Annotated in this window: 12 protein-coding genes; 3 read left to right on the top strand and 9 right to left on the bottom strand. The window is 52.8% G+C overall.

Annotated elements, in window-relative coordinates:
• The first annotated feature begins 582 nt into the window (after positions 1-582).
• Positions 583-906, top strand: coding sequence for a hypothetical protein (locus ABDW72_RS12395; RefSeq protein ID WP_347158885.1), 324 nt, complete (start codon positions 583-585; stop codon positions 904-906).
• A 185-nt stretch (positions 907-1,091) separates the two neighbouring features.
• On the opposite strand, the gene ABDW72_RS12390 is transcribed toward ABDW72_RS12395, so the two are convergent.
• The 9 genes from ABDW72_RS12390 to ABDW72_RS12350 all read right to left on the bottom strand — a co-directional run bounded on the left by ABDW72_RS12390 (position 1,092) and on the right by ABDW72_RS12350 (position 10,774).
• Complete coding sequence (locus ABDW72_RS12390; protein WP_347158884.1) at positions 1,092-1,307, bottom strand: hypothetical protein; 216 nt, start codon at positions 1,305-1,307, stop codon at positions 1,092-1,094.
• A 279-nt stretch (positions 1,308-1,586) separates the two neighbouring features.
• A complete protein-coding gene (locus ABDW72_RS12385; RefSeq protein WP_347158883.1) occupies positions 1,587-2,912 on the bottom strand; it encodes a sensor histidine kinase in 1,326 nt (441 codons plus the stop codon).
• A complete protein-coding gene (locus ABDW72_RS12380; protein WP_347158882.1) occupies positions 2,896-4,278 on the bottom strand; it encodes a sigma-54-dependent transcriptional regulator in 1,383 nt (460 codons plus the stop codon). The genes ABDW72_RS12385 and ABDW72_RS12380 overlap by 17 nt, the downstream gene beginning before the upstream one ends.
• Before the next feature lie 90 nt (positions 4,279-4,368).
• Positions 4,369-5,550: an ABC transporter permease gene (locus tag ABDW72_RS12375; RefSeq protein WP_347158881.1), complete on the bottom strand. Its 1,182-nt coding sequence runs from the start codon at positions 5,548-5,550 to the stop codon at positions 4,369-4,371.
• The gene (locus ABDW72_RS12370) at positions 5,547-6,791 is read right to left on the bottom strand and encodes an ABC transporter permease (RefSeq protein ID WP_347158880.1); all 1,245 of its coding nucleotides are present in this window, start codon (positions 6,789-6,791) and stop codon (positions 5,547-5,549) included. Before ABDW72_RS12370 ends, ABDW72_RS12375 begins: the two co-directional genes overlap by 4 nt.
• 4 nt (positions 6,792-6,795) lie before the next feature.
• A complete protein-coding gene (locus ABDW72_RS12365) occupies positions 6,796-7,494 on the bottom strand; it encodes an ABC transporter ATP-binding protein (protein ID WP_347158879.1) in 699 nt (232 codons plus the stop codon).
• A 77-nt stretch (positions 7,495-7,571) separates the two neighbouring features.
• The gene (locus ABDW72_RS12360; protein ID WP_347158878.1) at positions 7,572-7,943 is read right to left on the bottom strand and encodes a DUF3471 domain-containing protein; all 372 of its coding nucleotides are present in this window, start codon (positions 7,941-7,943) and stop codon (positions 7,572-7,574) included.
• A gap of 41 nt (positions 7,944-7,984) precedes the next feature.
• Entirely contained in the window at positions 7,985-9,463 is a 1,479-nt protein-coding gene (locus ABDW72_RS12355) for a TolC family protein (protein WP_347158877.1), read from the bottom strand.
• A gap of 66 nt (positions 9,464-9,529) precedes the next feature.
• Complete coding sequence (locus ABDW72_RS12350) at positions 9,530-10,774, bottom strand: efflux RND transporter periplasmic adaptor subunit (protein ID WP_347158876.1); 1,245 nt, start codon at positions 10,772-10,774, stop codon at positions 9,530-9,532.
• Positions 10,775-11,095: 321 nt separating this feature from the next.
• On the opposite strand from ABDW72_RS12350, the gene ABDW72_RS12345 reads away from it, so the two are divergent.
• Together ABDW72_RS12345 and ABDW72_RS12340 are read left to right on the top strand one after the other, a co-directional pair.
• A complete protein-coding gene (locus ABDW72_RS12345) occupies positions 11,096-11,530 on the top strand; it encodes a DoxX family protein (protein WP_347158875.1) in 435 nt (144 codons plus the stop codon).
• A 78-nt stretch (positions 11,531-11,608) separates the two neighbouring features.
• Entirely contained in the window at positions 11,609-13,384 is a 1,776-nt protein-coding gene (locus ABDW72_RS12340) for an aminopeptidase P family protein (RefSeq protein ID WP_347158874.1), read from the top strand.
• Positions 13,385-13,587 lie beyond the last annotated feature (203 nt).

The raw sequence follows: 13,587 nt of genomic DNA, 5'->3' as shown, positions 1-13,587 counted from the left end.
CTATAGTAAGGCAATGTCAAAGTAACTAAGCAAGCCAGCGTAAGGCCACTGTCTGCATAAGTGTAGCGCCAAGAAGTTTAGGTACTATAGCACGCGGCAATAGCGTCTTGATCTGGTATTGGCTGTGGATATATGCGCTTAGGTGCCATGCGGAAAAATAGGACTGCTTTTGCGACGCAGGTAGTACTTTTAGAGTATGTGTAAAATAGCTTATCCGGATGCTTGCAGCACGATTTTTGGAAATAAAACAATTTTTATAAAATAATTATAAACTTTACAGGTAATAGTGCCGTACTGGAGGTCAGCCAAGCAAAGTTGGGCAAAGGAGGGGTTTGTGGAGGAGAAAAGAATATTGTATTTTTTGTATATATAAATTTTTTTTGGACTGCTGCTGAAGAGGAAATGAAGTTGGAAAAGCTGATCTGGAAAACTGCATTACACCTTTTAAAATCACCAGTCACAATAACGATATAGCATCGTTCGGTTATGCGTAAATACAGCCACTACTTTAGCACAGACAGGTGCTCTTTTTTGATGTTTGATCTTGCGCTTATAGCAAGTTCCTTTCAGTTATCGGACTTCATGAGCAAGGAGACGCCTCATGTAAGTGAGCAGTACATGCTATTCTTTGGGGCTTTTGCGTTAATCTGGGCTGTTGTTTCAGGTTTTACGCACTTCATTATACGTGTCGATGGGTTTATAACCTGCGGAAGGAAAGTAGCGAACCTGCTAAATGCCTTCGTGCTGCATGCGCTGCTGCTGCTAGGAACTGTAGTAATCTTTGATCTGTCGTATCTTCCGGTTTTACCTTTGCTTTATACATATGGTGCAACCGCAGCACTAATTCTGCTAAGCCGTATGTTGTTATATCAGGTGCTCTCGTACATGAAATCTGCTGTAGCATAGGGAACATGTTGTCGGCGAATCCCGGCTATATAGCCCCTCCTCTTGCTTCGTTTCGTTTCTCCAGCAGGAAGTTAGCTTCTATAGCTGCTAATAGCACACATCCTTTATTGTTTGCTGTTGTACTGGCAGCATAACAAACGCTATCTATCCTGAGGCAAAGGTTTCCACAAAGTATAAACTAGCCGTTACTCGATCCATTTCGTTCTTTTACGGGGCGCAGCCACAGTTGTGCGCTTACGTTGCGATTTGATCGTGTCAGTTGGGGTACGCGTTAATTGCTGAGCAAATCCCTCTGTATGCTCCAGTATTCCTCCTTTTAGTTTCCATCCCATTGGGATAAGGCCCGCCACCTGCGTTGCAAGCGACTCTAAGTTCGGTGCTACTATGATATTGTACTCCATAATGATTGTGCTTAATGGTACAACCAATGTAGCTATTAACTTAATAAGTTGTATGGCTCGCTACGAAAATAAATTAAAAAAGTTTTTCCAATTCTAAAATTTGGTATGTTTAAGCGATTTGTAAGTAATATTTAAATAGTTGATACTCTTTACGCCTGTTTGTTGCTTTTTGAGCAATAAACAGGCGTAAGCTTTCTTTGTGGCGCCTTGACGGAGACATAAAGTAACTACTTTGAATAACAATAGTGGCTGAAGGAAGGAGATTTTATTAATTATACTTTACAAAGAGGTGTCCTGTGTTAAGAAATTGATTTTGAAGCAGGTATTGCCTTGTTCTCTGTTAGTGCCTAAGGTAAAAGCAAAGCCGTGGTTCACCAGAATATCGCGCACTAGCGTCAGGCCGATGCCCTGGCCGTTGGGCTTGGTAGTATAAAAGGGGGTGAAGAGGTGGGGCCGCACCTGCTCCGGTATGCCTGGGCCGTTGTTGGAGATCGACAAGCATGGCGGAGACAGCTGAGTCTTTACCCGAATCCGCCCATCTTCCCGATCTACTGCCTCCATGGCATTCTTTAGGATATTGAGCAGCACTTGCTCCATCTGTTGCCCGTCGAGCGGCACCACCAGGGGCTGCGGGGCCAACTCCCATGCCAGCGTAATGTGGCGGCGCTCCAATTCAGGTTGCAGCAGGCGATGTAGGCTTTGGAGCAGCTCGTGCACATCTGTAACTTCTTTGTGCGGCTTGGGCAGACGCACTACTTCGGCAAAATTACTCATAAAGCGGCTTAGGTTGGCATTACGCTCGGTAGCTACCTGCAGCACATGTGTAAAATCTTCCTGGTGCTCAGTCTCCAGCTGCGGGGTATAAAAGCCCAGCGAACCAAGGATGGAGTTAATGGCGCCGGTGGTGTTGTTTACCTCATGCGACATCACCCGGATCACCTTTTCGTACGCCTGCCGCTCGTTTTGCAGGATCGCTTCAGTGAGTTCCTCAATAATAATAAAGTAATGCTGAAAGCCGCGGTCCAGGAAATGGGCGCGGTGGCAGCGGTAGATCCAGGTACCGTGAATGCGGAAGGTAGCCGACTGTCCGGTTGGAAGCGTCTTGAGCTGCGCCGCCCAAGCCTCGGGCAGCTCGCTGACGTGCTTGCCTAGCAGTTCCTCCTGCCTTGCCCCCAGATAGCGCTCTGCCGCCGGATTGATACTTTCCACCTGGTTATCAAAGCCCAGTAGGATGATGCCGGCAGGGGAGGCCTGGATGAGCTTATCGAGCAGGAAGTGTTTTTCGGCCTGCGCTACCCGCTCATGCCGCAGCTGGTCGATCATGCGGTTATACACGTTCACCAGCTCGTCGAGTTCTCGCTGGCCCACGGCCGCAAACTTGGTCGAAAAGTCCTTGTCCTTGATAGACTCGATGCCCGCCCGGATCAGCTGCAACGGTTGAAAAAAAGATCGGTAAAGCTGCGCGGTTACGTAGATAGAAACCAGGATCACCAGCTCCATCCCCAGAAACAAAAACTTGTTCTCCAGTAGCAGGAAAAAGCCCAGGCCGATGAGCAGGCCATGCACTAGCACGGCAAAGAGGATGAACTTAGTCCGCAGGCTCATACGGAATGTCAAATTTGTCGAGGCGGCGGTAGAGGGCGGCGCGGCTCAAACCAAGCGCCCGGGCCACTTTGCTGATGTTGTTGTGGTAATAGGCCATGGACTTTTTGATCATGGAGGCCTCCAGCTCGTCTAGGGTCATGGTGCCCACGGCAGGCAAGGCCTTGTCGCCGGCTTTGGTCGGGCTCTGCTGTGCCTGGGCCTGAAAGTCCTCGGCTTCCAGCACTTCATTCTCCGCCACCAGCACCGTGCGCTCTACCAGGTTTTTGAGCTCCCGGATGTTGCCGGGCAGGGGCAGGTTCTTCAGCCACTGCAGCGCCCGCGGGCTCACCTGCAGCTCCGGGCGGTGGTAACTTTTCTTTAAGTTATCGACAAAGAACTTTACGAGCAGCGGAATATCATCCTCCCGCTCGCGCAGGGCTGGTAGTTTCACCTTGATCAGGTTGATGCGGTAGTATAGGTCTTCGCGGAACCTGCCTTCCTCCACCAGCTTGGCCAGGTCTTTGTTGGTGGCGCACACTACACGAATGTCGAGCTTGCGGGAGCGACTGTCGCCGAGCACTTCGTAGGTGCGGTCCTGCAGCACGCGCAGCAGCTTTACCTGGCTGTTAAGGTCCAGTTCCCCGATCTCGTCGAGGAAGATGGTACCCTTGTTGGCCAGTTCGAAGCGCCCCGCGCGGTCGGCTTTGGCATCGGTAAAAGCGCCGCGCTTGTGGCCAAACATCTCGCTCTCAAACAAACTTGCCGAGATGCCGCCCAAGTTCACCTTCACAAAAGGCTGCGACTTGCGGCCACTGTTGCGGTGCACCGCCTCGGCGATAAGTTCTTTGCCGGTACCGCTCTCTCCTTCTATCAGCACAGAGGCATCAGTGGGCGCAATCTGGCCAATTTTCTTTAATATCTGGAGCAGCTGTGGGTCCTGGCCCACGATGTAGCCCAGGTCGTACTGCTGGTCGAGCTTTTTGCGGGAGAGGGCATCGGGCGCTTCCGGCGCCTGTTGCTGCGATAAGCTAAGGGCTGTGCGCACGGCCTGCAGGAGGTACTCGTTGCTCCAGGGCTTGGTCACGAAATCGGCGGCTCCCAGGCGCATTCCCTCCACAGCCAGGCTGATGGAGCCCCAGCCAGTAATAAGTATAACAGGCATTTGCGGGAGCAGCTTCTTGAACTTGCCCAGCAGCGCCAGGCCGTCATGGCCGGTGGTATCAATGGAGAAGTTCATGTCCATGATCGCCAACTCAAAAGCATGCTGCTCTGCCAGTTGCAGCGCCTCCTCCGGGCCGGCAGCTTCTTTGGTTTTATATCCGGCCTGCTTCAGCATCAGACTGAGCGAGGCACGAACGGCCATATCATCGTCAATAACCAGGATCATGCGGTGTAGAGTTACAAGTATAAATATAGCAAATTGTAGCAAGTATAAACCCGGCAGGCGCTTAAAACCTACCGGGTTTGAATGTATAACTTATTCTTCGTGCAGGGCCGAGGCCGGTTGTATGGCCGCTGCCTGGCGGCTGGGGTAAAAGGCGCAGACAGCAGTGAGCAGGTAAATGATACCGACGGCACACAGCAAAGCAATGAAGTATACTTCCGACTCGACTTGAAACACCTGCAGCAGCGGGAACTGCACGGCAAAGAAAGCACCGAGTAAGAGGCCGAAAGTGGTGAGCACCAGCACTTCGCCGATAAACTGCCAGTAGATCTGGCTGGCGGCGGCCCCCAGTGCCCGGCGCAGGCCAATCTCGCCGTTGCGGCGGCTGATGTTGTACCATAGCACCCCGAACAGGCCCAAGGCCACATTAAAGATCAGAAAGCCACAAACCAGGCCCAGTGCGATCATAGGCACCATAACTAGTTTTGCTTTGTTTTGGCGCATTTTCTCCAGCGTAGATACTTCCAGCGTCCAGTTGCGGGCAATGCCGGAGAGGGAGCGCACCATCTTCTCTTCAAATCCTACGCCCGTGCCGGGCTTCACCCGTATGACGATACTGTTCCAGAAGCCCATCTTATTTTTAGCCAGGTTGATGCGCGTGAACATGGCTGGCTTTTCGGCTTCATACTCGCTGTAGGCACGGTAATAATCTACTACACCTACCACCTGATAGCTAGTGGAGTCATTTTCCGGTATTATTTTGCCCAGTGCCGTCTCCTCACCAAAGAACTTTTGTTTGAGCATGTTATTGATCACGACAGGGGTGTGGTTGGAGGCATCGTCCTGCGGGCCAAACCAGCGGCCCTGGCTTACATGCATTTGCATCACATCTTTAAAGTCGTCCTGCACTTCGTAAAAGTCCGTTAGAACGTCCTTTGTTTGGCCATAAGAGAGGTTATTATTCATTTGGCTGAAGGCAAAGGGCGCATTACTGCTGGAGAGGGCTGCATCCTGTACTTCAGGAAAAGCCCGCACCCGTTGTAGCACCTGCTCCAGTTCACGACGGTTTTGGGCAGCAGAGTCGCCTTCCGGCTGTAGGCTGAGTAGCCACACATCGTTATAAGTATAGCCGAGTGGCTTGCTGTAGTTGCGCACGTTGTACACCACCAGGCTCAGCACACCAAACAGCACCAGAAAGCAAAAGAAGATCTCTGTTATCAGCAGGAAATTGCTTCTTTTCCTGTTCCAGATCAGTTTAAAGAGATGGCGTATCATTTGGTACCTCCTTTCAGCGCCTCAACGGCATGTAAACGCGACATTTTATAAGCAGGGTAAACGCCCGAGATAAACCCGAACACCAGGCAGAGCAGCAGTCCTATGCCAAACACCCGCAGGTTTAGGCCCAAGTTAACATAGGCGATCACGCCGCTGTCGTTGATGAGCCACAGCACCAGGTAGGAGAGCCCGAAGCCCAGCAGGCCGCCCAGCAGCGTCAGGAAAATGTTCTCGACGATGAACTGGCCGATGATGGTGGAGGAGGTGGCGCCAAAGGCTTTGCGCACGCCAATTTCGGAAGAGCGCTCCATGATGCGGCTGATGTTGATGTTAACCAGGTTGATCGTTGGCAGCAGCATGAATAAAAAGGCCAGCCCGGCAAGTATAGTATAAAGCAGCGTAACGGCCGAATTGTCGGGGCCACCCAAAAAAGTACGGGCAAAGTTCTGGAAGATCGTTTCGGGGAAGGAATCGATCTGGGTGCCTTTAGGTGCCTGGCGCTCTACCTCCTGCATCATTTGGGCATACTCGGCCTTGATCTTTGGAATATCAGCGGGTTTTGCGGCTTTGATGATGGCGAAGTAGTTGCCTCTGTTTTCGTTGTTTTTAAAGTCTTGGCTGCGGAGCGAGACCGGTACCCATACTTCGGCGTAAGACTGGATGCGCAGCAGGGGCACATCCTCCACCACACCCACCACCTTATACTTTACCTGGTCTACTTCCATGGTTTTGCCAACGGCGGGGCTGCCTTCCCCAAAGTAGTTGTTGCGGGTGCTCTCGTTGATTACGGCTACGCGGTTGGCGCTTTTCACGTCTTGCTGGCTAAAGGCGCTGCCTTCTACAAAGTTAAAGTCGAGCACATCCCAAAAGGCCCGGTCCGTATACTTCAAGTCTAAGGCCAATTTGCGGTTGTTCACATAACTGTTCACCGGCACGAAGACGGAGTTGATGGAGACCTCTTCCGGAGTTTTAAGCGTGCGCACGTGGTGGTCGAGGAAGTAGTAGCTGTGTGGGCCGCTCATAAAGGAGCCGATCTCGTCGTTGTGCTCTCTTAGCATGTTCACAAAAAGGATCCGGTCCGTATCGCGCTCCGGCATCTGGGGGCCGAAGGTATGGTCGAAGAGCGAGGAGACCACCATCAGCACCATCAAAGTAAAGCTAATGCCGAAGAGGCTGATGAAGGTGAAGAACTTGCGCCGCAAGAGCACCTTCCAGGCGATTTTTAGGTAATTCTTCAGCATGGCCTTATGCTTTTTGGAAGTCGTATACTTTGGCGTCAGACACCTGCTGGCCATCGAAGAAGCGCACCAGGCGTTCGGTTTTCATGGCCATGTTCTCGTCGTGCGTCACCATCACAATGGTGGTGCCGTCCTCGCGGTTCAGGTTAAGCAGAATGTGCATGATCTCCTCGCCCATCACCGAGTCCAGGTTACCGGTCGGTTCGTCGGCAAGTATGATCTCAGGTTCACCGATCAGGGCCCGGGCAATGGCCACGCGCTGGCGCTGACCGCCAGAGAGCTGACTCGGGAAATGCTTGGTGCGGGCGCTGAGGCCTACTTTTTCCAGCGCTACCTTTGCACGTTTGCTGCGCTCGGAAGCCGACACGCCGGGACGGTAGAGCAAGGGTAGTTCCACATTGTCGAGCACGCTCAGGTCGTGCACCAGGTGGTAACTCTGGAACACAAAGCCGATCTTTTCGTTGCGGATATGCGCCAATTCCTTGTCTTTGTAGCTTTTGATGGGCTGCCCGTCGATGGCTACAACGCCTTTGCTAGGCACATCCAGCAGGCCCATGATGTTGAGCAATGTAGACTTACCGCAGCCGGAGGGGCCCATGATCGAGAGAAATTCCCCTTTCGGAACCGCCAGGTTCACGTGCTGCAGGGCCACCGTCTCAATGGATTTGGTTTGGTAAACCTTTTCGATATTTGATAGCGTGATCATAATTTTAAGTTAAGATTTTTATCAATTCGTTCTAAGTAGTTGGGAAAGGCTGCTCAGTTAATATCACTGCCCAGGAATTACTTCACTTTCTGGAGCTTTAAGCCGCCCTGCATGTGGATAAACAGGTACTGCACTTTGCCATTCTCTTCCTGGAATTCAGCCTCCGCTTCGGGACCTTTGATGCGGAATTTGTTTCCGGAAATGGGCGTGAATTCTGTCTTTTCTGCATCGCCTGGTGCTAACCCGTAGAGTTTGCCGCCTTCCGCAGATATGGTGATGGAAAACTGCTCGTTTAACTGATACACGCCTACAAATTTTTGCAAGGCCTCCTCAGGAGCAGCAGTGCTGGCAGCAAAGCAGGAAACGATGGTTGCAGGAGCTGCCGGTGAGTTTGTTGCTGCAATTACCGCAACTGGAGAGAGCAGGAGCATTAAAAGTAACTTTTTCATAGTAGTAGGTTTATTGGTGAATATTCTATTTGAAATTAAGGCTATTCTCCTTCGGTTTTGTTTACAAGAGCCGTCTGGTTCTCAAAGTCGAAAAGAGTCAGTTGGCGCAGGTTGAAGTAGGCAGTCCAGAACTCGCTGAGAGCGGCAATGTAAGCCCGGCGCGCCTGATCTTTCTCGGCTAGCGCAATGTTTAGGTCCGTGATGCTGATGCGACCAATCACAAAGGTGTTCTTGGCGATCTCGTAGCGTTGCTGCGCAATATCGTCTGCCTCGGCAGTAGTCTGGATGCGAGCACGGAGAGTGTTGTACTGGTTCACCTGCGTGAGCACCTGCTGCTCAAAATTAGCCTCTTCCTGACTCAACGTATACTGCACCAGTTGCTGCTGCAGCTCGGCCGCTTTATAGATGGAGCGCTGGCGGCCCCAGTCCAGCACCGGCAGCGTGAAGCCCATCCGCACCACCTGCTGGTTATCAGGGCGGTTGTAAATGTCGGTCCAGTTGGCGCCGCGGTTGGTGAGGCCGAAGGTGGCGTAGAGGTTGGCATTCAGGCCGTTGTCACCTTTGGCTCTGGCTACGTCGCTCTCAGCCTCTAAGCGGCGGCGCTGAAAGTTGATGCTTTCCTTGCGGTTCCGGCGTGCTTCTGCCAGCGCGGTTTCGGGCACCACCACGGTGGCAGGTATCGTTTGCGGCACGTCCAACTCCAGCTGCACCTTATCTTCGATGCCCACATAGGTCTTCAGCGCCAGTGATGCAGTTTGGGCATCCAGTGTCGCTTGGGCCAGCGCCAGGTCCGCGTTCAGCACGGCCAGGCGCAGTTGCAGCAAATCATTTTTCGAGAGCCGGCCGAGTTTATACTTCTCCTGCGCGATCTGGTAAAGCGTATCGTTGTTTGCCAGGTTTTTGGCGGCGATGCCTTTGTTTACCTGCGCCAGCAGCAAATCGAAGTATAGCTTGGTGGCATCCACGGCGATCTTCTCGCGCTCCTCCAGGTACTTGCGCTGCGACTCCTCATACTTGAGCGGCTCGATCTTGCGGGCCCATGCCAGCTTGTTATAAGCGAACAGCGGTTGCTGCAGCCCGATGATGGCGGGGTTGCCGTTGTAGCGGGTCTGGTTGCGGTCAAAGTCGTCGAAGCGCTGCATGAGCGAAGTCACAAAGATGCTGCCGCCGGTGGGTCCGATCGCCTGGCTCAGCGTGAGGCCCAGTTCGGCGTTGTTATTCGATACAGGCTGAAATTCCAGCGTGCCATCGGGCTGTGTAACGGGGGTAATGGAACGGCTGAAATCCGGTAAAACTCCCTCTAAACTCAGCTGCGGTTTGTAATCCGATTTAAAACTGCGCCACTGCCAGTAGCTGGTTTCGCGGCTGGTTAGCGCCTGCTTGGCTACTGTAGATTGCTCCTGCGCCAGGGCGATCACCTCCTGCAGGCGCAGCGGGCGCACGGCAGGTTGAGCAAAAGCGCTGGCGCAGGGCAACCACAGCATTCCAAACAACAAACAAAACAAGTAATGCTTTTTCATAAGTTTATTTTGTACTGATGGCGCGAATAGGTTTCTGACAAAGGCTTTCATAACTCGGAACAGGCGTTAGTGGAGGCTTATTTTCTGCGTGGTGATGTAATCCTTCAGATCGGAGATCACCACCTGGTCGCCGGGTTGCACGCCGTTCTCCAGTTCCACGTAATCGGTGTTGCTTACGCCGATGCGGGCCGGCACGCGCTGCAGTTCATCGCCGCGCACTACAAACACTTGATTGTTGACATTGCCGTTGAAATAGGGGCCATTCTGCACGCGCAGGGTGTTGGGTTTGGTGGCAGTGGTCACGTACACATCCACCCGCAGGCTGGGGCGCAGGAGCGGGTTGTTATTTTCGGCAAGGGCTACATAAAAGGTAACGGTGCCGTTTGTTACGGTCGGCTCCACAGAGGCTATGGTACCGGTGAGGTCGGTGTCGTTGATGCGTACGGTCACCTGTCCGCCGGCATGTAGTTGGTCAGCAAAGGCATCGGAGGCGGTGGCCTGCACTTTGTAGCTGCTCAGGTCGGCGAGGCGGGCGATCACGTCGCCGGCATTCACGGTGCTGCCGATCTCGTTCTTCACCCAGGTCACCACGCCAGGGCGGGAGGCGCGTACTTCGGCTTGCTGCATCTTGCGCTCCAGTTCCTCGATCGAGCGGCTCTGGATGGCCATCGTAAAGCCTAGTTCCTGCTCATCGGCTTGCAGCAGCTGGTGCTCGGTGTCCATGTCTTTTTCAATTTCGGCAAGCTCCTGCTGGGCGATCTTCAGCGTCAGTTCCGCCTGTTTCACGCGCTCCTGCGTGCCGCCACCAATCTTGAGCAGGTATTGCTCGTCTTCCAGCTGGGCCTGCAGGCTTTTCACGTTCATGCGCTTGATGGCCAGCTGTGAGTTCAGGGCGTTGAGTTTTTTCTGAAGTTGCAGGCGCAGTTGCACGCGCTTGTGCTGGTTAAGCTGTTCCTCGTCTTTGAGTTTTTCGTAGGCAAGTTGCGTAAAGGCCTTGTCGAGCAGCAGGATCTGGTCCCCTTGCTGCACATGGTCGCCAGTTTGGTGTACTACCTGCTCGATGCGCGCCTGTATAGGGCTGGTAACGGCTAACTCGTGCTCGGGCACCACCAGGCCGCTGGCGGTGAGGGTAGCCGTTACGGGACCTTGCTCTACTGTCGCAATTCTGATCTCGTCGCGGCGCAGGCTGGGCTTCAGCAGGCTGCGGAAGCCGAAGATGGCAACAGCCACTACCACCAGCCCCAAGCAGATCTGCCAGATCTTTTTGCGCTGGTTGGCTTGTTTAGTTGAGAGAGAAAGTTCGCGGTCCATAGTCTTATTTTATGCTTCCTTGCTGCTATATAGCCAAAAGAAGTGCCAATAGATTAAGTATCTGTAATTCAATACATTATACAATAATAAGTTGATTTTGAAGCACTAGGAGGTGTTCACTATTGAACAGGGTGTGCGGTTTTGAAAGCGGTATAAATTATGCTTTTAATAGCCTCTGGCGGAAAGGAGGAGCAAGGTAGAGAAGGCTGGGCAAAGCGCTAACGGTAACTTCTGCACAAGTATAAATTCAGGTATAAACGGCTAGGTCAATGTCGCTTGTTAAAACCTCGCTGTTTGTGTTTTACGTACCTCTCAGTACCTATGAAAAATGCATCCCTCGGTTACCTTTTCGCCCGCCTGCCTATTGGTATGAGCATGTTCGGGCATGGGCTGGTGCGGCTACCTAAGCTGATAAAGTTTAGTGAGGGGCTGGCTAGCAGCTTTAAGGACTCTTGGCTATCCGAAGCGGTGGTGCAGCAGTTCGCCTATTTTCTGCCTTACCTGGAGCTCAACATCGGTGCTTTGCTGCTGTTGGGATTGTTTACGCGGGTAGTGTCGGCAATGGGGGTGCTGCTGATGGTAGTACTGATCTTTGGCTCCTGTCTGCTCGAAAGTTGGAATAATGTGGCGGTGCAGATGTTTTATGGCGTATACTTTGCCGGGCTCATGGCCTTTGAACACAGGTATAACCGCTACTCCATCGACAATGGCATTCGCGGGCGCCGCATCAAAAAGAAACAGGCCCAAGCCCTGTAGTTTCGGCTGCTTTTCCGGCTTGGGTTGGGCAAATCTCCCCAGCTTTCGTTAATTTGCCTCAAACCGATACCCTACACTATGAACCATAAAGAAAGACTGGCCGCTATCCGCAGCCAGATGAAAGGCGAGGGCATAAGTGCCTACATCATCCCTTCTGCCGACCCGCACATCAGCGAATACCTGCCTGACCGCTATAAATGCATTGAGTTTGCTTCCGGGTTTACCGGCTCGGCAGGAACACTGGTGATCACCGAAGACTTTGCCGGGCTCTGGACCGATGCCCGCTATTTTGTGCAGGCCAAAGAGCAACTTGAAGGCTCTGGCTTTGAACTGGTGAAGTTGCAGACGCAGCATGCTCCGGAGTACATCCAGTGGCTGGCGGAGCGCCTGCCGGAGGGAGCTACCGTTGCCTTTGATGCCAAGCTAATTTCTGTGGCCCTGGCCCAGCTCTTAGAGCAGCAACTACAACCTTTGGGTATCCGGCTTAACAGTGACCGCGATTACCTGGAGCCGATCTGGCAGCACCGCCCCGGCCTGCCGATTGCCCCGGCTTTTTTATTGGATGAGGATACCGTCGGCGAATCGCTGGAGAGTAAACTGCAGCGCCTCCGTACAGCCCTGAAAAAGCACCGCGCCGACTATCACGTTATCTCCTCGCTTGACGACCTTGCCTGGCTCTTTAACATACGAGGCTCCGATGTGAAGTGTAACCCGGTGGTGCTGAGCTTCGCTCTCATCAGCCAGGACAAAGCCATGCTTTTTATCAATGCCGCTAAACTAAGTGAGAAAGACCAGCAACAGTTGAAAGCTGCCGGCGTGGAGTTGGAAACCTATGATATGATTGAACGGGCAGTGGCTGGCATTCCGGCCAATAGCATCTTGCTTGATCCGCGCCGTAACTGCTTTGCATTATACAAGCAATTACCCAAAGAGGTGCGCGTGGTGCAGGAAACGAACCCGACCACCTTCTTCAAAGCTGTGAAAAACGAGGTTGAGGTAGAGAATACCCGCCAAACGATGATCAAAGACGGGGTGGCCCTCACCCGTTTCTTTAAATGGCTGGAGGAAAATGTGGGGAAAGAGAACATAACCGAAGTTTCGATAGCTGAGAAGGTGCGGGGTTTCCGGGCGGAGCAGGAGGGCTTTGTGGGTGAGAGCTTTGATACCATTGCCGGCTATAAAGCGCATGGCGCGCTGCCGCATTACAAAGCAACCTCCGAGAGCGATGTGGCGCTGCAGCCAGAAGGGCTGTTCCTGCTAGACTCTGGCGGCCAGTACCGAACCGGCACCACCGACATTACGCGGGTGGTATCGCTTGGCAAACTGACTGACGAGGAAAGCACCGATTATACATTGGTGCTGAAAGGCATGATCGACGGCGCTTCGGCACGCTTCCCGAAAGGCACGCGCGGCTACCAGCTTGATGCCATTACCCGCAAGCCGCTCTGGGACCAGGCCCGCAACTATGGCCACGGCACCGGCCATGGCGTTGGCTTTTTCCTGAATGTGCACGAGGGGCCGCACGTGTTAAACCCTTCGCCAACTGCTGTTGACATCGAACTCGGCATGATTTCTTCGGTAGAGCCGGGTATTTACAGGCCAGGTAAGTATGGCATCCGCATCGAGAACCTGGTACTCACCATCAAAGATGAAAGCAACGATTTTGGCGAGTTTTATACATTTGAGCAACTCACTTTGGCTTTGATCGATACAACGCCTGTGAAAAAAGAGTTGCTGGCGGCGCACCACATAAAATGGCTGAATACCTACAATCAGCGGGTGGTGGAGCAACTGGGACCGCACCTGAACGAAGCGGAACTTGCCTGGCTGAAGGAGAAAGCGAAGGCTATTTAAGTATAGCGTATCTCATACTTCTTGTAAGTATAGGAATGATCAGCAAAGCCTTGGCTGCACAAATGGTGGCCAGGGCTTTGGTTTTCTCAACTTAGCCCAGAATTCAGACTGTAGGCACATCTTTCTTGGCGAGGGGGCAGGTCATTTCCCCTAAGTATAAGCTTAGGAATGCAGCGCAGGCGGGCCGATTGGAGCCGCATCAG

It is taken from the genome of Pontibacter chitinilyticus (genome assembly GCF_039748935.1).
Lineage (GTDB): Bacteria > Bacteroidota > Bacteroidia > Cytophagales > Hymenobacteraceae > Pontibacter > Pontibacter chitinilyticus.
The sequence above is the reverse complement of the archived record's forward strand: the minus strand, read 5'-3'. Positions and strand labels throughout refer to the sequence as shown.